Origin of the sequence: Kitasatospora sp. NPDC088351 (genome assembly GCF_040685575.1) — a bacterium.
Taxonomy (GTDB): domain Bacteria; phylum Actinomycetota; class Actinomycetes; order Streptomycetales; family Streptomycetaceae; genus Kitasatospora.
Genome location: NZ_JBFBIL010000040.1, coordinates 1 through 24,994 on the forward strand (window position 1 = coordinate 1; position 24,994 = coordinate 24,994).

The 24,994-nt window shown below is 73.4% G+C and carries 19 protein-coding genes, 1 tRNA gene and 1 pseudogene; 9 read left to right on the plus strand and 12 right to left on the minus strand.

Annotated elements, in window-relative coordinates; all coding sequences use genetic code 11:
* Nucleotides 1-260: 260 nt before the first annotated feature.
* A pseudogene (locus tag AB0P06_RS24990) lies at nucleotides 261-1,538 on the minus strand (SpoIIE family protein phosphatase); the annotation flags it as partial.
* A gap of 173 nt (nucleotides 1,539-1,711) precedes the next feature.
* Nucleotides 1,712-3,175, minus strand: coding sequence for an FAD-dependent oxidoreductase (locus tag AB0P06_RS24995; RefSeq protein ID WP_363611061.1), 1,464 nt, complete (start codon nucleotides 3,173-3,175; stop codon nucleotides 1,712-1,714).
* Nucleotides 3,176-3,826: 651 nt separating this feature from the next.
* Here AB0P06_RS24995 and AB0P06_RS25000 point away from each other — a divergent pair.
* Together AB0P06_RS25000 and AB0P06_RS25005 are read left to right on the plus strand one after the other, a co-directional pair.
* Nucleotides 3,827-4,636 (plus strand): helix-turn-helix domain-containing protein, encoded by an 810-nt coding sequence (locus tag AB0P06_RS25000; RefSeq protein ID WP_363611063.1) that lies wholly within the window; start codon nucleotides 3,827-3,829, stop codon nucleotides 4,634-4,636.
* 338 nt (nucleotides 4,637-4,974) lie between these two features.
* Nucleotides 4,975-7,203, plus strand: a complete 2,229-nt coding sequence (locus AB0P06_RS25005) for a sigma-70 family RNA polymerase sigma factor (RefSeq protein WP_363610944.1) — start codon at nucleotides 4,975-4,977, stop codon at nucleotides 7,201-7,203.
* A 68-nt stretch (nucleotides 7,204-7,271) separates the two neighbouring features.
* Here the strand turns inward: AB0P06_RS25005 and AB0P06_RS25010 are convergent, their stop codons facing one another.
* The 3 genes from AB0P06_RS25010 to AB0P06_RS25020 form a co-directional block, all read right to left on the minus strand.
* Complete coding sequence (locus tag AB0P06_RS25010) at nucleotides 7,272-7,976, minus strand: DsbA family oxidoreductase (protein WP_363610946.1); 705 nt, start codon at nucleotides 7,974-7,976, stop codon at nucleotides 7,272-7,274.
* Nucleotides 7,977-8,133: 157 nt separating this feature from the next.
* Nucleotides 8,134-8,655: a universal stress protein gene (locus AB0P06_RS25015; protein ID WP_363610948.1), complete on the minus strand. Its 522-nt coding sequence runs from the start codon at nucleotides 8,653-8,655 to the stop codon at nucleotides 8,134-8,136.
* A 113-nt stretch (nucleotides 8,656-8,768) separates the two neighbouring features.
* Entirely contained in the window at nucleotides 8,769-10,919 is a 2,151-nt protein-coding gene (locus AB0P06_RS25020) for an asparagine synthase-related protein (protein ID WP_363610950.1), read from the minus strand.
* Nucleotides 10,920-11,637: 718 nt separating this feature from the next.
* On the opposite strand from AB0P06_RS25020, the gene AB0P06_RS25025 reads away from it, so the two are divergent.
* The 7 genes from AB0P06_RS25025 to AB0P06_RS25055 all read left to right on the plus strand — a co-directional run bounded on the left by AB0P06_RS25025 (nucleotide 11,638) and on the right by AB0P06_RS25055 (nucleotide 20,071).
* Complete coding sequence (locus AB0P06_RS25025; RefSeq protein WP_363610952.1) at nucleotides 11,638-13,065, plus strand: MFS transporter; 1,428 nt, start codon at nucleotides 11,638-11,640, stop codon at nucleotides 13,063-13,065.
* A 596-nt stretch (nucleotides 13,066-13,661) separates the two neighbouring features.
* On the plus strand, nucleotides 13,662-15,239 hold the full coding sequence (locus AB0P06_RS25030; protein ID WP_363610954.1) for a TROVE domain-containing protein: 1,578 nt from the start codon (nucleotides 13,662-13,664) through the stop codon (nucleotides 15,237-15,239).
* A 157-nt stretch (nucleotides 15,240-15,396) separates the two neighbouring features.
* Entirely contained in the window at nucleotides 15,397-16,632 is a 1,236-nt protein-coding gene (gene lhgO, locus AB0P06_RS25035) for an L-2-hydroxyglutarate oxidase (RefSeq protein WP_363610956.1), read from the plus strand.
* Between the two features lie 122 nt (nucleotides 16,633-16,754).
* Nucleotides 16,755-17,585 (plus strand): tRNA (guanosine(46)-N7)-methyltransferase TrmB, encoded by an 831-nt coding sequence (trmB, locus tag AB0P06_RS25040; RefSeq protein WP_363610959.1) that lies wholly within the window; start codon nucleotides 16,755-16,757, stop codon nucleotides 17,583-17,585.
* Between the two features lie 106 nt (nucleotides 17,586-17,691).
* Nucleotides 17,692-18,978 (plus strand): PrsW family intramembrane metalloprotease, encoded by a 1,287-nt coding sequence (locus tag AB0P06_RS25045; protein WP_363610961.1) that lies wholly within the window; start codon nucleotides 17,692-17,694, stop codon nucleotides 18,976-18,978.
* A gap of 64 nt (nucleotides 18,979-19,042) precedes the next feature.
* Nucleotides 19,043-19,116 (plus strand) — tRNA-Met (locus AB0P06_RS25050).
* A 190-nt stretch (nucleotides 19,117-19,306) separates the two neighbouring features.
* The gene (locus AB0P06_RS25055; RefSeq protein ID WP_363610963.1) at nucleotides 19,307-20,071 is read left to right on the plus strand and encodes a hypothetical protein; all 765 of its coding nucleotides are present in this window, start codon (nucleotides 19,307-19,309) and stop codon (nucleotides 20,069-20,071) included.
* A gap of 293 nt (nucleotides 20,072-20,364) precedes the next feature.
* Here the strand turns inward: AB0P06_RS25055 and AB0P06_RS25060 are convergent, their stop codons facing one another.
* From AB0P06_RS25060 to AB0P06_RS25090, 7 genes are all read right to left on the minus strand, one after another.
* Nucleotides 20,365-21,246, minus strand: a complete 882-nt coding sequence (locus AB0P06_RS25060; protein ID WP_266311848.1) for a phosphotransferase — start codon at nucleotides 21,244-21,246, stop codon at nucleotides 20,365-20,367.
* A 68-nt stretch (nucleotides 21,247-21,314) separates the two neighbouring features.
* A complete protein-coding gene (locus AB0P06_RS25065) occupies nucleotides 21,315-21,800 on the minus strand; it encodes a hypothetical protein (protein WP_266311849.1) in 486 nt (161 codons plus the stop codon).
* A 234-nt stretch (nucleotides 21,801-22,034) separates the two neighbouring features.
* Nucleotides 22,035-22,271 carry a hypothetical protein gene (locus AB0P06_RS25070; protein ID WP_266311850.1) on the minus strand — a complete coding sequence of 79 codons (237 nt, stop codon included), beginning with the start codon at nucleotides 22,269-22,271 and terminating at the stop codon, nucleotides 22,035-22,037.
* Between the two features lie 201 nt (nucleotides 22,272-22,472).
* Nucleotides 22,473-22,679, minus strand: coding sequence for a hypothetical protein (locus AB0P06_RS25075; RefSeq protein ID WP_266311851.1), 207 nt, complete (start codon nucleotides 22,677-22,679; stop codon nucleotides 22,473-22,475).
* 94 nt (nucleotides 22,680-22,773) lie between these two features.
* On the minus strand, nucleotides 22,774-23,622 hold the full coding sequence (locus tag AB0P06_RS25080; protein ID WP_363610966.1) for a helix-turn-helix transcriptional regulator: 849 nt from the start codon (nucleotides 23,620-23,622) through the stop codon (nucleotides 22,774-22,776).
* Nucleotides 23,623-23,650: 28 nt separating this feature from the next.
* Nucleotides 23,651-24,175 (minus strand): DUF6879 family protein, encoded by a 525-nt coding sequence (locus AB0P06_RS25085; protein ID WP_266311853.1) that lies wholly within the window; start codon nucleotides 24,173-24,175, stop codon nucleotides 23,651-23,653.
* Complete coding sequence (locus AB0P06_RS25090) at nucleotides 24,147-24,407, minus strand: hypothetical protein (RefSeq protein WP_266311854.1); 261 nt, start codon at nucleotides 24,405-24,407, stop codon at nucleotides 24,147-24,149. Before AB0P06_RS25090 ends, AB0P06_RS25085 begins: the two co-directional genes overlap by 29 nt.
* Nucleotides 24,408-24,994: the final 587 nt, after the last annotated feature.

The following is a 24,994-nucleotide window of genomic DNA, read 5'->3' on the forward strand; positions in this document are numbered from 1 at the left end:
CCAAACTCTAGCCGATCCCCGCTCCGAAAAGCGAATCCAGCCACAATCCATATAAACGCGCACGCCAAATTCACCCCGAGCCGCGACCCGAAAAGAAGACGCGACCCGGCAGAACCGGGAAGTGGTGTTTCGTGGATTGGCCGCCCCGGGACCGTCCGCGCCGATGCGTGTCCGGTGCTCCCTGTCGGGCAACTCGAAGAACACTAGACCTCTCGGGAGGGCGAGTCAAGAGCGGGTTTCGGCCCGGGGGCGGACTCCCCGGCCGGCAGCTGGAAGGCGAGGACGGCGACGTCGTCGTCGTGCTCGGAGGTGACGCCCATGGCCCGCAGCAGACGGGCGCAGATCACCGCCGGCGCGCCGGCGGCCCCGGCGAGGGTACGGGCCAGCAGGTCCAGGCCCTCGTCGATGTCCTCGTCCCTGCGCTCCACCAGGCCGTCGGTATAGAGGACGCCGGTGGTGCCGGGCAGCAGTCGAAGGGTGTGCGAGACGTGGACACCGTCGCCGGTGCCCAGGGGCGGGCCGTTCTGTTCCTCGCTGCGCAGGACGGTGCCGTCCGGGGAGCGCAGCAGCATGGGGAGGTGTCCGGCGGAGGCATAGGTGAGGGTGCGGGGCCGCGGATCCCAGACGGCGTAGGTGCAGGTGGCGATCTGGTTGGCGTCGATCTCCATGGCGAGGCCGTCGAGCAGGCGCATCACCTCGTGGGGCGGCAGGTCGAGACGGGCGTAGGCGCGCACGGCGGTACGGAGCTGGCCCATGACCGCGGCCGCCCGCAGCCCCCGGCCCATCACGTCGCCGATGACGAGTGCCGTGCGGCCGCCGCCGATGCCGATGACGTCGTACCAGTCCCCGCCGACCGCGGCCTCGGCCCCGCCCGGCTGGTAGGTGGCGGCGACCCGGAGGTCGGCGGGCTGGTCGAGCTTCTGCGGGAGCAGGCTGCGCTGGAGGGTGACGGCGGCCTCGCGCTGGCGGCGTTCGGACTCCCGCAGCCGGGTGGCGGCGAGCACCTGGTCGGTGACCTCGGCGGCGAAGACGAGGACGCCGGCGGGCGGCCCGTCCTGGCCGTCCCCCGGCTCCGCCGCGTCGTGGCCGTTCTCGTCCCGGCCGAGCGGGACGCAGGAGACGTTGTAGTAGCGGTTGCCGGTGAGGCCGAGGATGCAGCGGGCCTTGACGCTGCGCGGCCGGCCGCCGCGGATGACCTGGTCCATCAGCGGCAGGACGCCCATGGCGCCGAGTTCGGGCAGGGCGTCGCAGGCGGGCAGGCCGGTCGGCCGGTCGCCGAAGAGCTCCCGGTAGGCGCGGTTGGCATAGCCGAGCTGGTGCAGCGGGCCGTACGTGACGGCGACCGGCGCGGGGATGTGGTTCAGCACCTCGCGCAGGTCCTGAGGCCGCTGCGGGCAGAGCGGGCTCGTCGGGTCGCGGGGGCTGGGGACCACGACGCCGTCGCCGGACGCCGCGCCCTGGTGGGTGTCGGCCCCGGTCGGCAGGGCGGCACGCCAAGGGACTCCGGTGAGCCGCGCGCTCCAGCGCATGAGGTTCAAACGACGGCCGTTTCCTCGGGTTTCAGGCATATCATCACTTTTTGTGTGCGTAGCAGCACACGGGGTAATGACTCGGTTGGGCAGATCCTGTCAGGCGGAGGCCCGATTCCGGAAGTCACGCGCGCCCGGCACGGCCGTCGGATCGGTCACGGCAGGTTCTCCGGAGCCCCCCTTCAGGCCGGCCGCTCGTCCGCGAGCCCGGGCCCCGGCTCCGGATCCGCTCCGGTGCCGGGACGGGAACCCGGACCGGAACGAGGGCGCGGCCCGGGGCCCGCCCCCGGGCCGAAGCCCGCCTCGAACTCCGACCGCGGATGCTCCAGCGTCCCCAGCGACACCACCTCGCGGGAGAACAGCCCGCCCAGCACCCAGTCCATCAGCACCCGCACCCGCCGGTCGGCGCTCGGCAGCCGGCGCAGGTGCCGCGCCCGGTGCAGCCACCAGGCGCGCCGGCCCGTGAGCCGCCCGCCGCGCCGGCTGTGGGCCACGGCCCGGCCGATGCCGAGCGAGGTCGAACAGGCGGCACGGTCCGGCCGGTACTCGGCGATCCCGGCCGCGCGGGGGCCGCCCTCCAGCGAGACCAGCACATTGGCGGCGAGCTGCTCGGCCTGGGCGAAGGCGTGCTGGGCGTTGGGCGCGCAGGGCGCGCCGTCCCCCCACGGGTCGGGCACGGCGGCACAGTCCCCGGCCGCCCAGACCCCGGGCAGCGCCCGCCCGTCCGGACCGATCGCCTGCAGGGTGGGCAGACAGCGGATCCGGCCGGTGGTGTCCAGCGGCAGGTCGGTGTCGCGCAGCAGCGGGGCCGGGCGCACCCCGGCCGTCCAGACCAGGGTGCGGGCGGCGAAGCGGCTGCCGTCCGAGAGCGCCGTCACCCGGCCCGCGGCGGACTCCAGGGTGGTGCGCAGCCGGACGTCGACGCTGCGCTCGCGCAACTGGGCCAGGGTGTGCGCGGCGAGCTCGGGCGACTCCTCGGCCAGGATCCGGTCGGTGGCCTCGACCAGGACCCAGCGCAGGTCCTCGGGGCTGATGTTGTGGTAGCCGCGGACGGCGTACCGGGCCATGTCCTCCAGTTCGGCGAGCGCGCCGACGCCCGCGTAGCCGCCGCCGACGAAGACGAAGGTGAGCGCGGCCTGGCGCAGGGCCGGGTCCCGGGTGGCGGAGGCGAGGTCGAGCTGTTCCAGGATGTGGTTGCGCAGACCCACCGCCTCCCCGACGGTGGAGAACCCGAGCCCGTACTCGGCCAGGCCGGGGACGGCCGCCGTCCGGGAGACCGAGCCGGGGGCCACCACCAGGATGTCGTAGTCGAGTTCGACCGGCGCGGGCGGTTCGCCGCGGGCGGCGGGGTCGGCCCAGGCCCGGCGGGTGGCGTGCTCGATCCGGGTGATCCGGGCGGTGAGCACCCGGCAGTCGGGCAGGGTCCGGCGGAGCGGGACCACCACGTGCCGGGGGTCGATCGAGCCGGCCGCGACCTCGGCGAGCAGCGGGTGGTAGGTCAGATAGGGCTGCGGTTCGACCACGGTGATCTCCGCCTCGCCCCGGCGGAGCCGCTCACCCAGGCCGCGCTGAAGGTGCAACGCGGCGGACATCCCGGCGCAGCCGCCGCCGACGATCAGAATTCTGATGGTGCGCCCCCTGCCGATGTGGCTCTGCCCGGACTACGCCCTCAATGAAGGACCGCCGGGGGCCCTCTTGTCCACAGTCCGTGCCGGGGCGGATGGGACGGAGAGCGGCTCCTGGGACCGAATGTGCTGTCGGGGTGACTTTCTGACGCACTTTCGGCCGCGAACTGCCGTGAACTATGGTCGGATTGTGTCTCGGGGCGGCCATCGCCATGACAACTGGCGGCGACGCACCGTGGAGCGGCCACTACGGCCAGTTCTAGTGTTGGCGCGAGAACCCGACTGCGGGACAGTCATCCGGGGAAGGGTAGTTCCCGGACGAAGCCCCGCGGAGGTGCCGACGCGCCGAGCCGGACGCGCAACCCGGCCCGGCTGCACCAGCCGTGGTGGAGTCGGCGTCGTCATGCGTGAGTGGTCATGCGTCACCTGGACGGCACGAGCGGCACGAGCGATGGGTCATCGGGTCATTTCTTACAGACGGAGCTGCACCGGGGGGTGCAGGGGCGGGCGCCGACAGGGTCCGGCATCGGACGCCTGCGGGGGAGAGTTGGGATGATGGAGCAGGAGCGACTGTTGGGGCGAGCGGGTGGGTCGCACGCAGGCCAGGGCGTGGTGCCGGAGCAGCGCGGCCCCGCGGATCTGCCGCCGCAGCACGGCATGCCGTACCCCGGCATGCCGTACCGGGCCGAGCCGCCACAGGGCGGCGGGCCGGCGCCGGGGGCCCGGCTGCGGGTGGATGCCCGCCGGAACCTGGAGAGCGTGCTGCGCGCGGCCCGTGAGGTGTTCGGCGAGTTCGGCTACGGCGCGCCGATGGAGGAGGTCGCGCGCCGGGCCGGGGTCGGGGTGGGCACGGTGTACCGGCGCTTCCCGAGCAAGGAGGTGCTGGTCCAGCGGATCGCCGCCGAGGAGGTCGCCTGGCTGACGGCGCAGGCCCGCGAGTCGCTGTACGGCGGCGGCGGGGCCTGGGAGGCGTTGGCCGGCTATCTGGCGCGGGCGGTGAGTACGGGTGCCGGGCGGCTGCTTCCGCCGGAGGCGTTCCGGTACGCGGAGGACCTGGGAAGAGTGCCCGGGCAGCGCGCGGTCGATCCGGCCGTACCGGGCGCCGTTCCCGGCGGCGTCCGGTACGAGTCGCTGGGCGCCGAGCCGCAGCCGGGTGCCGTCGGCGACCCGGCGTCGACGGCCGCCGACGCGGACCCGCGGCTGCTGCTGCAACTCCTCGCCGCCCTGGTGGCGCGGGCGGGCGCGGCCGGTGAGCTGCGGCCGGGAGTGACGGTCGCGGACGTGGTGCTGGTGCTGACCGCCTCGGTGCCGGTGCACGCCGCGCGCACCCCGCCGGCTCCGGCTCCGGCCTCGGCGGTGGCCCCGGTCCCGGCGACCGGCGGGCCGTCGGCGGCGGAAGGCGGGCAGGCGGACGGTCAACCCGCTGACGGGCCCTCCGACCGGCTGCTGCAGATTCTGCTGGACGGCCTGCGGGTGCGCTGAGCGGCGTTCCCGGGTGGCGCTCTCCACCCTTGTCATACCTGGGAGTTGACGGCTTCCCGGCGCGCTCGGAGCGGTCGCGCGCCGGGTACGGCCGACATCGCGGCGGGCGTCTCACCCGGGCCGAACAGATCCGCGACGGCTCCTCGGAAGAGTGGGTCGCGGCCGGTCCGGCTACCGCCCGCCTCTGCGCTATGCCATCCTTTGCCCGTGGTTGGAGCCAATGTCCCGATGCGCGCCGTTCGAGCGCTCTCGGCGCCGTGCAGCGGGGAACCGTGCGCCCACGCACTCCCGCACGCCCTGCCACACTACGGGGGCTGTCGTGGAATCTGGGGTCCGTTGTGAGCGCCGAGGAACAGAACGACTACGGCTACGGCCTCGACTTCGGCCGGGCCGACGCGGGCGGGCCTGAGGGCCGGTCCGGGGGTCCGGCCGCGGGCTCCCCCGCGCCTGGACCGGCTCCGGGCCCGGGGCTGGGGTCCGGGCAGGTGCCGGACCAGGCCGGGATGCCCAGCCGCGAGTCGTTCTCCGCCGCCGCGCTGCCGTCCAACCGGGTGCCGGGCCAGGCCCCGGCCGGCCAGGGCGGCGTCGCCCCGGAGGCCTTCGTCGGCACCGGCCGGCCGGCCCGCCCGACCGTGCCCGCCCCCGCCGACCCGGTGGACGGCGAGCGCCCGCCCTCCGACGCCGAGTTGACCGCCCGGGTGCGGGCCGGCGACGACACCGCGTACGAGGAGATCTACCGCCGGCATGCCGACTCGGTGCGCCGCTACGCGCGGACCTGCTGCCGGGACAGCTTCACCGCCGAGGACCTGGCGGGCGAGGTGTTCGCCCGCACGCTGCAGGCGCTGCGGGCCGGCAAGGGGCCGGAGTTCGCCGTCCGCGCGTATCTGCTGACCGCCGTGCGCAATGTCGCCGCCGCCTGGACCCGCAGCGAGCGGCGCGAGCAACTGGTCGACGACTTCAGTGTGTTCGCGCAGACCTCGGCCGCCACCGTGGACCTCGACCTGGCCGACCCTGGCGCGGACGCCTGGGCGATGGCGCTGGCCGACCAGCGCATGGTGATGCAGGCGTACGCCGAACTGCCCGAGGACGACCGGATGGTGCTCTGGCACACCGAGGTCGAGCGGGAGTCCCCGAAGACCGTCGCGGTGATGCTCGGCAAGACCGCCAACGCCACCGCCGTCCAGGCGCACCGGGCCCGCGACCGGCTGGCCGCCGGTTTCCTGCAGGCGCATGTGTCGGGCAGCCAGGAGCGGGCCTGCGAGGCGTACGCCAACCGGCTCGGCGCGTACGCGCGCGGGTCGCTGCGCAAGCGCGCCTCGGCGGAGGTCGGCCGGCACCTCAGGGAGTGCGACCGCTGCACGGCCGCCTGCCTGGAGCTGTCCGAGATCAACCACGGGCTGCGGGCGCTGCTGCCCGGCGGCGTGCTGGTCTGGGTCGGCGTGGGCGGCTTCAGCGCCGCCGCGGCGGCCGTGGGCGGTGCGGCGGCGGTCGGTGGTGCGGCGGCCGGAACGGCGGCCGTCGCCTCGGGCGGTGCGGCGGCGGTCGGCGCGGGTGCGGCCTCGGGCGGTACCGGTGCCGGGGCCGGCGCGGCCGCGGGCGAGGGCCTGGGCTCGGCGGCCAAGGCCGGCATCGCCGCCGCGGTCGCGGTGGCCGCCGCCGCCGTCGCCGCGTACGCGCTGACCGGCTCCCCGGAGCCGAAGCCCCCGGTGGCCGCTCCCCCGGTCTCCTCCCCGGCCGTGCCCGCGCCGTCCCTGGCACCGGTACCGCCCGCACCGGGCCCGGCTCCGGTCGGCGTCGAACCGACGTCGGCACCGGAGCCGGCCACGAGCCCGGCCGCCACGCCACCGTCCCCGGCCGGGTCGCCGTCCCCTCAGCCGCAGGGCGCGCCCGTGCCCGCGGCCGGCCAACCGGCCACGTCGAAGCCGCCGGCGTCCCCGGTCACGACCGCGCCGAAGCCTTCGGTGCCCAGGCCACCGGTGCCGGTCGTGCCGACCCCGGTCGTACCGTCGATCCCCACCCCCGAGGTGCCGGTCGTACCGATGCCCACCGTCCCGCCACTACCGACCGTCCCGACGGTGCCGACCCCGACGGTCAGCCCGACCGTGCCGCCGAAGCCCTCCGATTTCTGGGCCGACTCCCTGCCGGTTCTGAAGCCCGGCAACAACCGGGTGCCGCCGCCGGTCCCGAGCATCCGGCAGAAGGGCAGCGACTGGTTCTGGCAGCGGGCCGGGGTCTCGATCGGCGGGGAGCACCACGCGCACGGCATCACCGTGCACGCGCCCGCCACCACGCTGATCGACCTCAACCGCGGTTGCACGTCCTTCGACGCGGTGGCCGGGGTGGACGATCTGACGGTCTCACCCGGCGGCGTGGTCTTCTCCGTGCAGGGCGGCGACGGCCGCACGCTGTGGACGTCGCCCGTGATGGGCACGGGCGACGCGGCGGTGCCCGTGCACGTGCCGCTGACCGGGCAGACGTCGGTCAGGCTGGTGGTCACCCCGGTGCACGGGGTCTGGTCGACGCTGAACGTGGCCGACTGGGCCGAGGCCCGCTTCAGGTGCGACTGAAGCGGGCCTCGGGGGGCTGGCCGGAGCGGCCGGGCCCGGCTGCCGGCCCGAACGGACGGGCGGACCGGTCAGATCGCGCAGGAGCCGTCCGCGCAGGCCTCGCCGGCCGGGGCGACCTGCACCGGTGCGGGTCGGCGCTCGCCGATCTCGGTGGCGACCTCCTCCAGCACCTTGCGGAAGGTCTCGGCCTCCTGGCCGCCCTGGACGGCCCACTTGCCCTCGAAGACGAAGGTCGGCACGGCGTTGATGCCCAGCTCGCGGGCCTCGGCCAGCTGCGCGCGGACCTCGGCGGTGCCCTCGTCGCCCGCCAGGTACGCCGCCACCCGCTCGCGGTCCAGGCCGACGGCCGCGGCCACCTCGGTGAGCGCCTCGCGGTCGCCGACGTCCACGCCGTCGGTGAAGTGCGCCTTGAGCAGCGCCTCCTTCAGCCGCCCCTGGACCGCCGCGCCGTACTCGGTCTCGGCCAGGTGCAGCAGCCGGTGGCCGAGGAAGGTGTTGGCGTGCAGCGCGGCGTCGAAGTCGTACGTGATGCCCTCGGCGCGGCCGAGCTCGGCCACCCGGGCGTCCATCGCGACCGACTGCGGCCCGTAGCGCTCGGCCAGCCACGCGCGGTGCGGGCTCGCCGTCGCCGGCGCGTCCGGCACCAGCTGGTACGGCCGGTAGACCACCTCGACGTTCTCCTTGCCCGCGAAGCCCTCCAGAGCCTCCTCGAAGCGGCGCTTGCCGATGTAGCACCAGGGGCAGGCGATGTCGGAGTAGATCTCGACCTTCATGACGGGGGTTCTCCAGGGGGTGGGGAGGATGCGTGTCGAGATAGGTGAACGATGAACCATCTCGGTACATTCCCGGCACCCGCCCGGCGCACCGCCCCGCCGTCCGGAAGCTCGGCGGCCGGGGCCCTGCGGCCCGGGGGCTCAGTGGTCCGGCGGCTCAGTGGTCCGGGGGCGCGGGGACGACCAGGACCGGGCAGGCCGAGTGGTGGACGGCCGCCGAGCTCACCGAGCCCAGCAGCAGCCGGGTGAAGCCGCCGTTGCCCCGGGTGCCGACCACCAGCGTGTGCTGCCGGGCCGAGGCGGCCAGCAGCACCTCGATCACGTTGCCGAGCACCACGTGCAGCGACAGCTCCCCCGCGTACGGGCGGCGGCGGGCCCGCTGAACGGCGGCCACCGAGCGCCGCAGGCCGTCCGCCATGCTCTCGACCAGCGTCTCGACGCTCTCCTGCACCAGTTCGGCCATGCCGGGCGGATAGCCGGCCGGGGCCGGGTTGACCACGGCGAGCACGTACAGCGGCAGACCGAACAGTTCGGCCTCGGTCATCGCCCGGTCCAGCGCCCAGAGCGAACCGTCCGAGCCGTCGCAGGCGGCCAGCACCCCGGGTGGACGGCCGGACGGCGGGCGTCCGAGCACCGACAGCACAACGGGGACGGACGGATCCGGGCTGGCGCTGGTCACCACGGCCTCCTCGGGGCGGGGGTACGGGACGGGACGCTCGCCATGATCGCCCGCCGGCCCACCCGCACCGGCGAGCCGCGCCGGACACTCCAACGGCCTCGGGCCCCGCGGGCTCAGGCGAAGCGCGCCGCCGTCAGGGCCGTGCGTTCGGCGAGCGGCAGGCCGGTCCAGCAGGCGCCGTGGCGGCGGGCGCGGACGCGGCGCAGCCACAGCTCGGTGGAGACCAGGTCGGCGAGGCCCTCCAGGGTGCCGGGCGGCAGGACGGCGGACGGGTCGGCGGAGCCGGCCAGGCCGGCCCGGACGGCGGGGAGGTCGATCAGGCCGGCCTCCGCGAGCAGCGGGGCGTCGAAGAGTTCGGCGAGCCCGTCGGCGGCGAGCCGCAGTCCGGCCCGGGCGGGGGCGGCGCGGTCGGGGCGGGGGCCGCGGCCCCAGTCCGGCGGGAGGTCGGTGCGGCCGGCGCCGGTGAGGACGGCGTGCAGCAGGGCGTGCCGGGCGCCGGGCTGGAGCCGGACGTCGTCGGGCAGCAGCCGGGCCGCGCGGACCACCTGGTTGTCCAGGAACGGCGCGTGCAGCCGCTGGCCGGGCTGCTCGGCGGCGTGGACCAGCGTGCGGAAGGAGCGCGCATGCCGGTGGAGCGCGTGCCTGGCCCGACGCGCGCCCGGGTTCTCGGCGGGCGCCGGTTCGCGCGCCGCCAGGCGCAGCCGCAGGGCGACGGCGGAGAGCGCCTCGTCCGAGAGCCAGCGGGCCGCCGGGCCGGGGACGCACCAGGCCAGGTCGCCGGCGGAGCGGGCGCCCGCCGTGCCGCGCTCGTCCTCGATGTGCCGGACCGTCAGCCTGACCGCCGCGTCGTCGAGCGCGTCGGCGTAGCGGATCCGGGAGAGCCGGTGGGCGGCGCGGACCACGGTGAGCGGGGTGCGCAGCGCGCCCGCCAGCACGCCCACCGCCGCCCGGTCGGCACCGGCCAGCGCGGCGACCGGGGGCAGCAGTTCGCGCGGGCGGCCGGCCCGGATCAGGTCGGCGAGCCGGGCGGGGTGCCCGTCCAGGACCTGGCGGGCGCCGTAGCCGGTGAGGTGGTCGGTGCCGCCGGCGTCGAAGCGGGCCTCGGCGCGGGCGGCGGCGACCAGTTCGGGGCCGGGCTCGTCGGTGAGCCGGCCGGCCCGCGGGTCGGCGCCCGGGCCGGCGTACGGAAGGGTGCCGGGGCCGGGGGCGAGCACGGTGTGCCGCAGCCGGGGGGTGTCGGGGGCGAGTGCGAGGGTGACCGGGCCGTCGGTCTCGTCGAGGGTGACGGCGGCCAACCGCTCCGGCCCCGGCTGTTCCCGGACCGCCGGGCGGGCCCAGGAGCCCTTCACGGCGCCGGTCCTGGCGCCCCCGCGCACGGCCGGCAGGCGTTCACCGCCACCCGGGGCGGCGGGGGCGAGCGGGACGGCGGCGGCGAGCAGGGCCACGGTCGCGGAGGCCGTCCCGTACGAGAGGTCGACGCCCAGCCGGGCCCGTCCGGCGTCGTCGGGGCCGGGCCCGGTGGTACGGACCCGGGAGCGGACGGATTCCAGCAGGGCCCTGGTGAGTTCGCGGACGGCCGGCGCCTCGCCGCGCGGCGGCGGGCCGCCCCCGGGCTCGTCGTAGGCGGCGAGGTAGGGACGGCCGCCGCGGACCGCCAGCGCGTGGCCGGGCGGGACGCGCTGCACCCCGAGGTAGGGCGTCCCGGTGCCGAGCGCCTCCGGCGACTCGGGGCAGGCGAGCCGGGCGGCGAGGTGGCCGGTGTCGAGGGGTGCGCCGATCAGGTCGGCGAGCGGGAGGGCGGCGGTGGCGTACGCGGTGCCGCCGCACCAGGGGGTGTGGAAGACGGGCCGGGCCCCGGCCAGGTCGGTGAGCAGCACGGTGGAGCGGGTGCCGCTGCGCAGCACGACGGTGTGGCTGCCGGGCCAGGCGGTGAGGTGGCGGACGGCGCCGCCGCGGGCGGCGGCGAGGCCGGCGGCGAGTTCGGCGTCGGAGGCGCCGCAGTGGCCGAGGACGGCGAGCCGGATGGTGGCGGGGGTGTCGTCGGCCGGATCGGGGCCGCCGGAGCCGGTGGTGACGATCGCCGGGGCACCGGGGCGGAGCGTGACCAGGCGGATCTCCTCGGGCCGCCAGTCACCGACCGCCCAGAGCGGGTTGGGGCCGGTCCAGAGGGGGCGCGCGGCGATCGGTGTCACCAGGGCGAGTGCTTCGTGCGCCGGTGTGCCCGCCCGGGGCACGCCCGTGCTCCAGCCCGTCAGCCACCGCATCGCGCCTCCACCGGACGAGGACCTGCACCGCGCGGCGCACCCGCCACCGGGCCGCCTCCCGCCGGCCCGTGGCACGCTGCGGCGGCTGCCCACCGCGATCCGGCGCACCGTCAGGAGACATGGTGCCACCGGTCGGACGCCCGGCGACCGGAGTTCTGGTTTCCGGTCCGCCGCGCCCGGCCCGGCCCACCGGCCCGGGGAGCGTCCTCGGCGGGCACCCGGAGGGCGGGCCGGGCCTCCCCCTCCTCGGCCCGGACCGCCCGGGCGACACTTTTGTCATGCCCATCGCGAAATGGCTGAAAGGCATCGCCCGGTCCGGGAGGGCATCCGCATGCCCTCCCGGACTTCGCCACCACCCGCGGGGATTGAGGCGGCGGCATCCCCCGGCCCGCCGGGTCCTCGACGACGGGCCGACCCACGACCACCAGCGAATCGCCGACCAGCCGGTCGGGCCAGGGGGCACGGCCGGGCGCACATGGACACGGGACCGGAGCACAACGCTCCGGCGCGCGGCCGACCCGCACCGGTCCGGCCACCGGCGGGCGGTCCGGACCAACTCCGCCGCGGCGCGCGCCGACCACCGGCGGGTGCGCGATCCCGCCATCCGGAATGCGGCCTCTTAACCGTCGGAACGCGTCCGACTACTCTAGGTACAGCAGCTACGGCCCGGTGCCGCCCGGGCCCCGCGCACAAGGCCGCAGGAGGTGCCGCCGCCACCATGACCGTCAGCCCACGAGGACCGAACGAACGGCTCGGCACGCTCCTGACCCTCGCCCAGATCAGCAACGCCGGGCTGGCCCGAAGGGTCAACGACCTCGGCGCACAGCGCGGGTTGACGCTCCGCTACGACAAGACCTCGGTGGCCCGCTGGGTCAGCAAGGGCATGGTCCCGCAGGGCCCGGTCCCGCATCTGATCGCCACCGCGATCGGCGGCAAGCTCGGCCGGCCGGTGCCGCTGGAGGAGATCGGCCTCGGTGACACCGACCCGGCGCCCGAACTCGGCCTGGCCTTTCCGCGCGAGGTCTCCGAGGCCGTCCGCTCCGCCACCGACCTCTGGCGGGTCGACCTCGACCTGCGGCGCGGCCCGGGCGGCGGCCGCTGGAGCGACAGCCTGGCCGGCACCTTCTCGGTGGCGGCCTACGCGACGCCCGTCTCACGCTGGCTGATCACCCCGGCGGACGGCTCGGTGGCCCGTGAGGCGCCGCGCGCGCCCGCCGAGCCGGGCTCGTACCGGGTCGGCCACTCGGACGCCGCCAAGCTCCGCGAGGCCGCCCAGGAGGCCCGCCGCTGGGACTCCAAGTACGGTGGCGGGGACTGGCGTTCCTCGATGGTGCCGGAGTGCCTGCGGGTGGAGGCGGCGCCGCTGCTGCTGGCCTCCTACAGCGACACGGTCGGCCGGGCACTGTTCGGCGCGACGGCCGAACTGACCAGGCTGGCCGGGTGGATGGCGTTCGACACCGGCCAGCACGAGGCGGCCCAGCGCTACTACATCCAGGCGCTGCGGCTCGCCCGCGCCGCCGCCGACGTCCCGCTCGGCGGCTATGTGCTGGCCTCGATGAGCCTGCAGGCCGGCTACCGCGGCTTCGCCGAGGAGGCGGTGGACCTCGCACAGGCCGCCCTGGAGCGGAACCGGGGGCTGGCCACCACCCGCACCATGAGCTTCTTCCACCTGGTGGAGGCGCGGGCCCAGGCCAAGGCCCGCAACGCGGCGGCGTGTGCGACGGCGCTCGGCGCGGCGGAGAGCGCACTCGAACGGGCTCGCGCCGGGGATCCCGATCCGGCGTGGATCGACTTCTACGCCTACGACCGGCTCGCCGCCGACGCCGCCGAGTGCTTCCGCGACCTCGGAGTGCCTTCCAAGGTCCGCCAGTTCACCCGGGAGGCGCTGGCCAGGCCCACCGAGGGCTTCGTCCGATCACACGGCCTGCGGCTGGTGGTCTCCGCCATGGCGGAGGCCGAGGCCGGCAACCTGGACGCCGCGGTCGCCGCCGGCGAGCGCGCCGTCGAGGTGGCCGGCCGGATCTCCTCCCAGCGCAGCCGCGAGTACGTGGTCGAGATGCTCCGCCGCCTCGAACCCTTCCAGGGTGAACGCCGGGTACGGGAGTTGACCGAACGGGCCCGCTCGATCCTGGTCGCCCCGGCGTGACGCCCGGCCGGCCGGGCTGTGAAGCCCGAACGCGGGGCCGGGACGCGGGCGCCTGACGGTAATTCGGATGCGCCGACGGGAGAGGCCTGGCTATGGTCTCTCTCGTCCAGGTGCGCAGGCAGAGGTTACTTCCACTGTCAATGGGCGGGTCGCGGGTTCGAGTCCCGTCACCGGCTCCGGGCCGGTGTAGCTCAGTCGGTAGAGCGGCTGTGTACCTCAGCCGCCTTCGATCTCTGGACACCCATACGTGAACACCCATATCTGAACAGATTTCCGCACCTCCCGGTGCGTCGGCAGCGGTTACTCCGTGGAGTGCCCCCAGTGGGGCACGTCGAAGCGACCAACAACACCGCCGCCATCCTGATCTCGGGAGGCACGGCGCCGGGGTGCCCGGTGCGCAGGCGGGGGTTACTTCCGGATCTTGCGGTTCCGGGTTCGAGTCCCGGGCGGGCCGTGCGCGAGCACGACCGCTAGCTCAATCGGACAGAGCACAAGGCATACACCCCCACCGACGTCGGCCGTCCGGCCGGCACGATCTCGGGCACCCCTTCTTCGCCCTGCCTCCCGCGCGTTCCACCAGCCACCAGGGGGCCACCATGTCGCGTTTCAACGTCCGCACGACCAGGCCGGGTCCGAGTTCGCCCGTGACCACCACCGGCCGGCGCACGGCCAACCACAACGGCGGCACCGGCCACGTCCGGGACCGGAAGTCCGAGCTCTTCCTGCTGGCCGTCGCCAACCTGGTGGGGCAGGACACCTTCTACGAGCGCGGTGGCACCCGCGACGACCGCTACACCGCGCTGGTACGCGAGCTTGCCGTGAGCGACCCGGAGTGGACCCTCGGCCTGCTGCGCTGGCTGCGCCACGAGGCGCGGCTGCGGACGGCCGCGCTGGTCGGCGCCGCCGAGTTCACCCGGGCCCGGCTGGACGCCGGGGCGCACGGCTTCTCCCGGCAGGCCGTCGACGCGGTGCTCCAGCGCGCGGACGAGCCCGGCGAGCTGCTCGCCTACTGGACCTCCCGCTACGGCCGCGCGCTGCCCAAGCCGCTCAAGCGCGGTGTCGCGGACGCCGTGCGCCGGCTCTACGACGGCCGGGCGCTGCTCAAGTACGACACCGCGACCAAGGGTTACCGCTTCGGCGACGTACTGGAACTGACCCACCCCGTGCCCGACCCGGCCAAGCCGTGGCAGGGCGGGCTGTTCGCCTACGCCCTGGACCGCCGGCACCGGCCGGACGAGGCCGTTCCGCCCTCCTCCGACCGGCTGCTGACGGCCAACCGCGAGCTGCTCGCGCTGCCCGTCGCCGAGCGGCGGGCGGCGGTGACGGCCGAGGGCGGCGCCGAGCGGCTGGCCGCGGCCGGGCTGACCTGGGAGGCGCTGGCCGGGTGGCTGCAGGGCCCGATGGACGCGGCCGTCTGGGAGGCGGTCATCCCCTCGATGGGTTCGATGGCGCTGGTCCGCAACCTGCGCAACTTCGACCGGGCCGGGGTCTCGGACGAGGCCGCCGAGCAGGTCGCGCGGCGGATCGGCGACCAGGGCGAGGTGCACCGCTCCCGGCAGTTCCCGTTCCGCTATCTCGCCGCGTACCGGCACGCGCCGTCGCTGCGGTGGGGCCACGCGCTGGAGACGGCGCTCTCCCACTCGCTCGCCAACGTGCCCGCGCTGGCCGGCCGGACGCTGATCCTGGTGGACCGTTCGGGCTCGATGTTCGACCGGCCCAGCCAGCAGACCCTGCTCAACCGGGCCGACTCGGCGGCGATCTTCGGCACCGCGCTGAAGGTCCGGGCCGCCGCGGCCGACCTGGTCGAGTTCGGCACCACCAGCCGGGTCGTCGAGGTGCGGCCCGGCGAGGCCGTGCTGCGGGTGCTGGAGCGCTTCGGCGACCTCGGCGGCACCGCCACCGCCGAAGCCGTCCGCGCCCACTACCGGGGCCACGACCGGGTCGTGGTCATCACCGACGAGCAGACCGACCCGGGCCACCGGGACGGCGACCCGCTGACCGCCGTCCCGGCCCACGTGCCCGTCTACACCTGGAACCTGGCCGGCTACGCCCCCGGCCACGGCCCGAGCGGCTCGGCGAACCGGCACACCTTCGGCGGGCTCGGCGACGCCGCGTTCCGGCTCATCCCGCTGCTGGAGGCCGGGGAGTCCGCCGGCTGGCCCTGGGAGCGGTAGGGCCCGGTCCCGTGGGTCCCGCCGGACCGGAGCCCGGTCCCGGCGAAGCTCCGCAGGACCGGCCACCAGGCCCCCTCGACCGGCACCGCCCGCCGTGGCAGCATCGGCGGCGCCGGCCCCAAGGAGGGCCGGTGCCGGGCGAATCGAGGAGCGAACGGTGGCGTACGACTTCGACGTGCTGGTGGTGGGCGGCGGGATCGTCGGGCTCTCCACGGCGTACGCGCTGACCCGGGCCAGGCCCGGGCTGCGGCTGGCGGTGCTGGAGAAGGAGGCCGGCTTCGCCGCGCACCAGACCGGCCGCAACAGCGGGGTCATCCACAGCGGCGTCTACTACCGGCCGGGCTCGCTCAAGGCCCGGTACGCCGTCGCGGGCGCCGCCGAGATGGTGGAGTTCTGCCGCGACCACGGCATCCCGCACGAGGTGACCGGCAAGCTGATCGTGGCCACCGACCGGGCCGAGCTGCCCCGGCTGCGGGCACTGGCCGAGCGCGGACGGGAGAACGGCATCCCGGTCACCGAGCTGGACGGCGGCGGCATCGCGGCGTACGAGCCGCAGGTCACCGGCCTCGCCGGGCTGCACATCGGCACCACCGGCATCTGCGACTACCCGGCGGTCGCCGGCACCTACGCCCGGCTGGCCCGCGAGGCGGGCGCGGTGCTCAGGCCCGGTACCGAGCTGCGGGCGGTCGCCCGGCGGGCGGACGGGGTGACCGTGCAGACGTCCGCCGGAGAGCTGCGCTGCCAGGTGCTGGTCAACTGCGCGGGCCTGCACAGCGACCGGATCGCCCGGCTCGCGGGCGACGACCCCGGGGTGCGGATCGTGCCGTTCCGCGGCGAGTACTACGAACTCACCAAGGAGCGCCGGGAGCTGGTGCGCGGCCTGGTCTACCCGGTACCGGACCCGGCCTTCCCCTTCCTCGGGGTGCACCTGACCCGGGGCATCCACGGCGACGTGCACGTCGGCCCCAACGCCGTCCCCGCGCTGGCCCGCGAAGGGTACGACTGGCGTACGGTGCGCCCGCGTGACCTGGCCGGAACGATCGCCTTCCCCGGCACCTGGCAGATCGCCCGCCGGCACTGGCGGTACGAGGTCGGCGAACTGCGCCGCTCGCTGTCCAAGCGGGCGTTCACCGCCGCCGTGCGGCGGCTGCTGCCCGCCGTCACCGCCGAGGACCTCGTCCCGGCCGCGGCCGGGGTCCGGGCCCAGGCGGTGGCCCGGGACGGCTCGCTGCTGGACGACTTCGCCTTCGCCGGCTTCGATCCCGAGGATCCGCGCTCCGCCCGCCGGCTGGTGCACGTGCTGAACGCACCCTCCCCCGCCGCCACCGCCTCGCTGCCGATCGGCCGCGAGGTGGCCCGCCGGGCGCTCGCCGCGCTGGAGGCCGGCGGCTGACCGACCGGCGCGGGGAAGGACGGCGCAGGGGACCGGTGCGGGAAAGCGGCCCCCGGAGGCGGTGCGGGGTGCGTCACAGGCTCTGCGGACCGCCCCCGGCGGCCCCGTAGACTCGGGGAATTGTGACTGCCACCGCCCCGATCCCCCAGCAATCGCCCTCCGCCCGGCTCTCCGCCGCGCCCGCCGGCTACCCCGCGCCGATGTACCCGCACCGGGCCACCGAGGCCCAGCACAGCGAGCGGCGCATCCGCAGCTTCCAGCCGCGCCGGGGCCGGATGACCAACGCCCAGGCGGGCGCGCTGGACCGGGGCTGGGAGCGGCACGGCATCGCGATCGACGGCAGCCCGCTCGACCTGCGCGAACTCTTCGGCGGCCGGCCGGTCACCCTGGAGATCGGCTTCGGCATGGGCGAGACCACCGCCGCGATGGCCGCCGCCGACCCGGGCATGGGCATCCTCGCCGCCGACGTCCACACCCCGGGCCACGGCAACCTGCTCGGCATGCTGGAGCGCGACGGCTCGGAGAACGTCCGGGCGGCCGCCGGCGACGCCGTCATACTCCTGCGCGACATGCTCCCCGACGCCTCGCTGGCCGGGCTGCGCGTCTACTTCGCCGACCCGTGGCCCAAGCCCAAGCACCACAAGCGCCGGCTGGTCCAGCCGTCCTTCCTGGATCTGGTGCTGCCCCGGCTGGCACCCGGCGCGCTGGTGCACTGCGCCACCGACTGGGAGCCGTACGCCGAGCAGATGCTCGCCGTGCTCTCCGCCTCGCCCGAGCTGGAGAACCTGCACCCCGAGGGCGACGGCACCGGCTGGCTGGAGCCCGCCGACCACCCGGACGGCAGCGTCCCCGGCTATGCGCCCCGGCCCGACTGGCGGCCGGTCACCAAATTCGAGCGGGCCGGCCTCGCCAAGGGCCACGTGGTGCACGACCTGCTGTTCCGCCGCCGCTGAACCACGGGCGGCGTTCGACCGGCGGCCCCCGCGGGGGCCGGGTCCGGCGGGATACGTCGTTCCGGATCCTCCCTGCGGACCCGTACCGTGGCCTACCCTGTGCCGGGTGAGCAGCCCGTCCGGCGGCGGGTACCGGACCTCGGTCCAGGCCTCCGCCGACGACCGAGAGATGCCCACGCGTACCGTCGGCACCCGCGCCATCCCGGGGCCCCGGAGGCGCCGGGCCCGCTTGCTGGTGCCCTGGCCGGCCTTCCCCGCTCCGCCGGCCGCCGCCCCGGCCGGCCCGTCCCCGGACCTCGCCGGCCCGGCACGTCCGGTGCGCTCGGTCGCGCTCTCCTCGGTCACCGCCACCACCGTCCTGACCCTGATCGGCTGCGGTGTGCTGATCCTGCACCTGGTACGCCGCCAGACCGGCACCACCGGGCTGCTGGTCGGCCTGGGCCTGGCGACCGTCCCGCTCCCCTTCGTGCTCGGCGGCCTCGCCTGGCTCAACCAGACCGCCCGGGTGGCGCTGCGGCACACCGTGTTCTGCCTCGGCTGGGGCGCGTTCGCGGCGACCACCGTGGCGATCCTCGCCAACGGCTGGACCAGCAGCTATCTGACCGCCCACCAGGGCAGCCTGGGCGAGGTGCTGGGCGCCGACATCGTCACCCCGGTGATCGAGGAGAGCGCCAAGGGCGCCGCCCTGCTCGTCCTGCTGCTGCCACTCGCGCCGCGGCTCCGGTGTCGCGGCGACCGTACCGGGCGCCCGGGCGCGACCGTCCTGCGGGCGCTGCCCGGCGGCCGGCACCCCCGGGCGTCCGCCGGCCGCCCGCACGGCCGGTACCGGCCACGGCTGCGCCCCTGTCCGCGCCCGCTGCCGTATCCGCACCCCGGCCCGCCGGGCCGGGACCGCCTCCGGGCCCGGTCCCGGCCGCGCACGCTGGCCGCCGGGGTCGTCCTCGGCGGGACCACCGCCTGCGGCTTCGCCTTCACCGAGAACGTGCTCTACCTGGGCCGGGCCTTCACCAGCGACCAGCAGCAGCGGCTGGACAGCATCGGCCTCGGCGAGACGCCCAGCCTGCGGGACTTCGACAGCACCGTGCAGACCTTCGTCCTGCGCGGCCTGCTCTCCCCCTTCGCCCACCCGCTGTTCACCGCGCTGACCGGGCTGGGGCTGGCCGTCACCCTCACCACCGCCCGCCACTGGCTGGCCCGGCTGGCCGCGCCGACCGGGCTGCTGCTGGCGATGACCCTGCACGGTGTCTGGAACGCCGCCGCCGACCTCGGCACCCACGGCTTCCTGCTGGTGTACGGGGTGCTGATGGTGCCCTGCTTCGCCGCGCTGGTCTGCTTCGCCGCCTGGGCCAGGGCCCGGACGGCCCGGCACGCCGTCCGCCGCGCGAAGCGCTGATCCGGGGCCGGGGAAGAAGCGATTTCCCATCCAGGCGACTTCCCCGTATTGTTGTGTTTACCGACGCGGGGTGGAGCAGCTCGGTAGCTCGCTGGGCTCATAACCCAGAGGTCGCAGGTTCAAATCCTGTCCCCGCTACTCAGTAGCCGAAAGGCCCGGAGGATCAGTCCTCCGGGCCTTTCGCGTTCCCGGCCTCATGGAGGCCACGGTCAGGGCACGAAGCGGTAACGCCAAGAGATTCCAAGATCCGGCAAATGGCGGCTCAAGCATACTGAGGAGAACTTCACCCGTTCGGCTGCGCTCCGTCGCGCCGGGTTAGGAAACTCCCATGCTGTCGAAGCGCCTTGCCAGCACTGCCGCGATCTGTCTGCTCCTCGCAGCAGGCACGGCCGCCTGTGGCGACAACAAGGACAAGGCCTCCGCCACCCCCAAGCTCGACACCGAGAAGCTGAGCGCCCAGGAGATCGAGAAGCAGGCCAAGGACGCGCTGGCCGGCGCCTCCTCCGTCAAGATCGTCGGCAATGTGGTCGACGGCGACGGGAAGATGGAGATCAGCCTGGCCCTCGACACCAAGGGCCAGTGCACCGGCTCGCTGAGCATGCCGGGCACCGGCAAGTTCGAGATCATCAGCGACGGCAAGGAGACCTACCTGAAGCCCGACAAGGACTTCTGGACGGCCGTCGCCGGCCCGGCCGGCGAAAAGGCCGCCGAGCTGTTCAAGGGCCGCTACCTGTCGGGCTTCCAGGGCGACCCGGACATGAAGGAGCTGACCACGGTCTGCAACCTCAAGGAGCTGAGCAAGAAGATCGTCGAGGACGACAGCAAGAAGAGCACGGTCGCCAAGGGCTCGGCCGGCACCGTGAACGGCGTCAAGACCTTCAGCCTCAAGTCGACCGGTCCGGACGGCCAGCAGGCGACCATCCACGTCGCCACCGAGGGCAAGTTCTACCCGGTGCGGGTCGAGCAGAACAAGGGCACGGAGACCGGTCAGACGGACTTCACCGACTTCGACAAGCCGCTCATCGTCCAGGCCCCGCCGGCCGACAACGTGATCGACTTCTCCAAGTTCAAGGACGAGCTCAAGAGCGCCTGAGCGGCGGCCGCGAATAATCCGTTGCCCTCCTTCCGGTGAGCTGCCTAAGGTGGTCGCACACTGAAAGGAGGTGATCTTGAGTTGAGTAACTACGCAACTGCGCACGTGAGCGCGTTCGACTCGCTCGGGCGCGCCTCCGCTGAGGTTACGGCCTAGTCGTAGCCCAGCGGACGGGAACGCGCAGAAGTTGTCGGCCCCCGGGACCCCCTCAAGTCGAGGCCCCGGGGGTTCGGCATGTCTGGGCCCCGCCGCTCCATGGGAACGTGATGACGGCCGGGCCGGTCTGAGGTGGACTACCGCAGTCGGTGGCGCAGCCAGGTCAGCCCGTTGGCGCTGAGCCGGTCCCACGGCGCGCCCGGGGTTTCGACGGCGCGGCTGGTCCACAGGCCGGTGAGGATCGCTCCGAAGGCCGTTCCGGACCACGGGGAGGCTTCGCGCCACATGGACACGCTGTCGGCCCACTGTTCGGCCATTTCGGGCGTGTGTCCTGCCTCGATCAGTCGGATGACCATGTATGCCGTGTCGGCCCATGCTGCGCCGGGGGCGGGGAATGCCCAGTCGATGACCCGCACCGTGTGGCCGTCCACGAGCATGTTGGGGCCGGTCAGATCGGTGTGCACCAGGGTCTTGCCGTCGATCAGGTCGGGCGCTTCGCGTTCGGCCAGGATCAGTGTGTCCAGCCGTTCCATCGTCCACGGGTCGAGCCGGTCACGGTGTTGGTCGCCCAGCTTGTGCCAGAAGTCCTGACCGGACCACCGGTCGGCGAGGCTGAATGCCCGCAGGGGCGGGGCCGGGGTCAGCGTCTCGGCGAGCGTTTCCAGCGTCCGCGCGATCAGCGGCAGATCGGCCGAACCCGGAGACAGGTCGGCGTGCCTGCCCGGAGCGCGCTCGAAGCCGAGGGCCAGCCATCCGGCGGCCTCGACCTTCCACAGCATGCGGGGGGCGATGCTCGGCGGGAGCACGGTGTTCACGACCGACTCAAGGCGGTGCATCCATGCCTTGGCGTTGTCCTCGCGGACAGCCTTGCAGAACACCTGCCCGCCGGTCGTTTCCAAGGTAGCGGCGAAGTCCGAGACAGTCCCCGCCGTCGGCGGTTCAGCGCCGGTCACCGCACCGGACTGCCTTTCAATGCCTGTCCGCAGCTCGAACGGCAGATCGTTCCAGGCGTAGCCCATCGTGCGGTCCTTCGGGTTGGGGCCCGCCCCGCTCCGCAGGGCAGAGGGGGCGGGCCGGAGATCAGTTCCTAGCTGCTGTGGCAACCACGGTGGCACTGCGCACAGTTACCGCTTCCGCTGGTGTCGCTACCGTCGCCCCCGCTGCCCTCGGAGCAGTCGGCGGACATGCTCCACAGTTCGGAGTCCACGGCGTACCCGCTGGCCTCGATGACGGCCACCGTGGCAGCGATGCTCACACCCTTGGTGGACTCGTCCGGGCCGTCGGTCGGGACGTGGTGCAGGAACCGCCCGGCCGCCGAGCGGCAGAACTCGGCGTAGTCCACGGTGTGCAGGATGAACGTGTGCCACCCGATGTCCACCAGGCCCGACGGGGACAGCCCGGCGTCCGGGTTGGCGGCGCACGCGCCGAGGAAGGCGAGGGCCTGGTCCATGACGCGCTCGGCGAGGGCCTGGTCCATGTCCTCATCCTTGACGATCCGGGCGACCAAGCGCCCGAACAGCGCCGGGTCCACCAGGGACCGGCCGGTGATCCGTTCCGTGCTGATCGAAGTCACTGCGGACTCTCCTAGCTCTGGTTCGGCCCCAACCCGCCTATGCAGGAAGGGATTTCACTACCCGCTCCCCGCAGCCGGCGGCCCCGTACGGGTCGCTCGCTGCGGACGGGAGTCTGTGGGGCCCAAGAGGGCCGGTGCTGCGCTCAAAGGGACCAGCGGTGGTAGGCCATCCCGCGCACGGCGCTGGCCTTCCCGGAGAGCCGAGTCCGAACACTGGAGCGACCAGGGAGTCCATCAGCGCCACGGGTGGTTGGCTTCGCGAAGCCTGGCGAGCAGATCAGCCCTCCGGTCACGATCCTCAGGCGTCAACGGGGTCTCGCTGAACTCCTCCGGGGTGAGGACCGGCGGGGGATCAGCGGAGCGCTCAGGGGGCCACGGGTGGGCGTGCAGCCACTCGAACGGGTCCACCCGACCCAGGTCCTCGACGGGCCCGCCCGAGGTCGCCTGCTGACCGTCCTGACGGTCAGCCACGGAGACCCCCAGAGGTCAGGCACTCCCCAGACTCTGCATGCCGACTCCGGAGGATCTTCACGTCCGTACGGAGTGAGTAGTTCAGCCCCTCCGGGTCCGTGATGGCCTGCTGCGCCATGGAGTCGTACCAAAGGCAGGTGGGGCATTCGCTGGCGTCCTTCGGGCGCTCCTTGGGCACACGGCGCGCGATCTCGTGAAGCATCACGCGGCCCCCGCGTCCGGACAGATGTCCGCACCGCAGGTGCAGGGGGGCCACTCCCGCAGGATGCCGATGCGCGCCACCCGGGCAGATGCCTCGGGGTCGTAGTCGGCCAGCGCCTCCACGACAGGAGCCCGCTTCCACTGCTCCGCCCGGCACTCCTTGCGGGTCTTGGTCTTGCGGGTGCTGGTGCTGGTGCTCACCGCCATGCGGGCCACTCCCTCGGAGTCGCTGGAACCGATGGCAACACGCTAGGGAGCTAGGAGAGTTGGGCTCTACGAAGTTGCATGAGATTGCATAGATTCACTCAAGTGAGTCGATCGCCGATGTGATCAGCGCTCTCGCCTGAGCCCCGTGAACTGCCATCTCGGCCAGCCCCTGGAACGCTCGCCCGTACTCAGTGATCTCGCTGGGGGTCTTGACGTTGACCCCGGCGGTGAGCAGTTCCACGGCCACTTGCTGGTCATCAAACATATAGAACGCTTCCAGCGGCCAGATTCGACGCTGGGCGGCAAATGGGATAATCGAGAGACTGATCCGGGGAAGCGCCATCACGGCCAGAAGATATCCAAGCTGGCCCGCCATGACTTCCGAATCACCAATTCGATAACGAAGAACGGTTTCTTCTATCAGGAGCGCGAATCGATGATTTCCCTCATGGATCACATGAGACCGAGCCATTCGAGCCTCTACGGCTTCAGCCACATCATCCGGAGTTCCCTGGAATTCAGTGATTGAGGCCATGAGGGCAGCGGCATACCCGGGTGTTTGCACCATGCCCGGAACAACATTCGAGGCGTAAACGCGAAATTTCCGCGTTCGCTCCCACAACGGCACTACTTCTTCCTGCGACCGACGCATTCCATTGCGCTGCAGCTTTTTCCACTGAACATACATAGAATCTGCGGCTCGATTTGCCGCAATGATGTCTTCCGCTTGCTCGCTGGCTCCACAAGCCTCGCACCAAGCGCGTATATCGGCGTCCGCAGGAGGCGTCTTCCCATTCATGATCCGAGAAGATTTCGAGGGATGCCACCCACAGCGGACAGCTAGCTCACGCCCTGTCAGCCCTGCATCCAGAAGCAAGTCTCGTAGCCTGGCGGCCACAGCCTCGCGGGCATCTTGAGCACTAGATGAGGGAGACGAAGACATGAGCTAGCTATCCGATATGTTCGATGGGTCAGACGTGGTACGCGTCGTGCGGGATGCCGGAATCCCATACCGCCGCGAAGGCTGAAGCACACAACCGGGCGACGCCCGGGTCAGTCGTAAGCTCCTGTCCGGCCCAATCCCCGCTCCCGGTGAAGTGATTGAACAGAACAGTTTCTGAATCGAAAATCCAGAAGTCGTTTCCCGGCAGCGCGATGCCGGATGCCAAACGGCGGGGGAGCCATCGGACTTCCTCACCCGCTGTGATATTCACAGCCGTGCCGGCATGCTCCCAGCGAATATAATCGGTGACAGGCTCCGAAACAATGCGTGCGCGGCGAACAGTGACACCTCGGGCCACCGTCTCGGAAATAACAGAAACCCAGGGAGCCCAGTACGGCGAGCCGGGATCAGAATCGCGCTTGCCTGATTCCTTCCAGCGATCAAAGTCCTCGGACTCGTCGCCCACACCATAGGCATCCCGCATCTCCAAGTGCACTGCGGATTCCCTGGCATCTTTCAGGAGCTCAAAGAAGTCCGGCTCGCTCTGCGGCATCGCACGCCTCCCTCAGAATGGGCACCATTCGAGTTGGGAACCTGACCACGTCCTCATTTTCAGGGATCTCGGTAGCGTGCCCCGGGGCGGTGTTGTGTGCACACTCCTCTTTCAAGGCCGAAGAGGACTTCCAGCCTTGGAATACAAGCTCTTTCTTCTCCGCGTCAATCCACACCGTCGGCGATCCCTGCTGCTGCGTCTCGGGGTCGATCCCGATGAACTCTAGTGCCATCGTGCCCTCCGTACCTTGCCGGTTGCATGGGTGTGCACGACCATCACTCAAAGCGGCGATGTCGTCAAGGCGCCATGCAAGTTGATCATGCGTCAGCCAGGAGCATGTATGTCCGGAACGGAGAAAACCCCCGCCCGACCCCGAAGGGCCAGGCGGGGGCCTGGGAGGCGTCAGCGGACCCGGTAGGGCGCCCTGTGCCAGATGCCACGGGCACCCAGCCAGAGTCCGACTGTGGCCGGGGGCAGGCAACTGCGAGCACCATGCGGGCCGGTCCGGTGGGCGTCACCCGCGCGGGTGCTGGCAAAGGTTTCGTGACAGGCCGGGCAGTGCTCGGCGCGCTGGCCGGTCCACTCCCGGCCGCATGGCAGGTGGACGATCCTCAAAGGCGGCCTCTCAGCGGTTTCGTAACTGGAATCTGAGGGCTTCAAGTGGTCCGGCTGGCCCATCTCCCCGGCCCTTGCCTGAAAAGCCGTCCACGGTCCGCTGTGGCGGCGATTTAAGGGTGTTCTGGTGGTCGGCCTCCTTCGCGTGCGCGCGCCCACGTGCACGCATATGTGCACCCACGCGTGAGCCTGCCGATTCCGGAG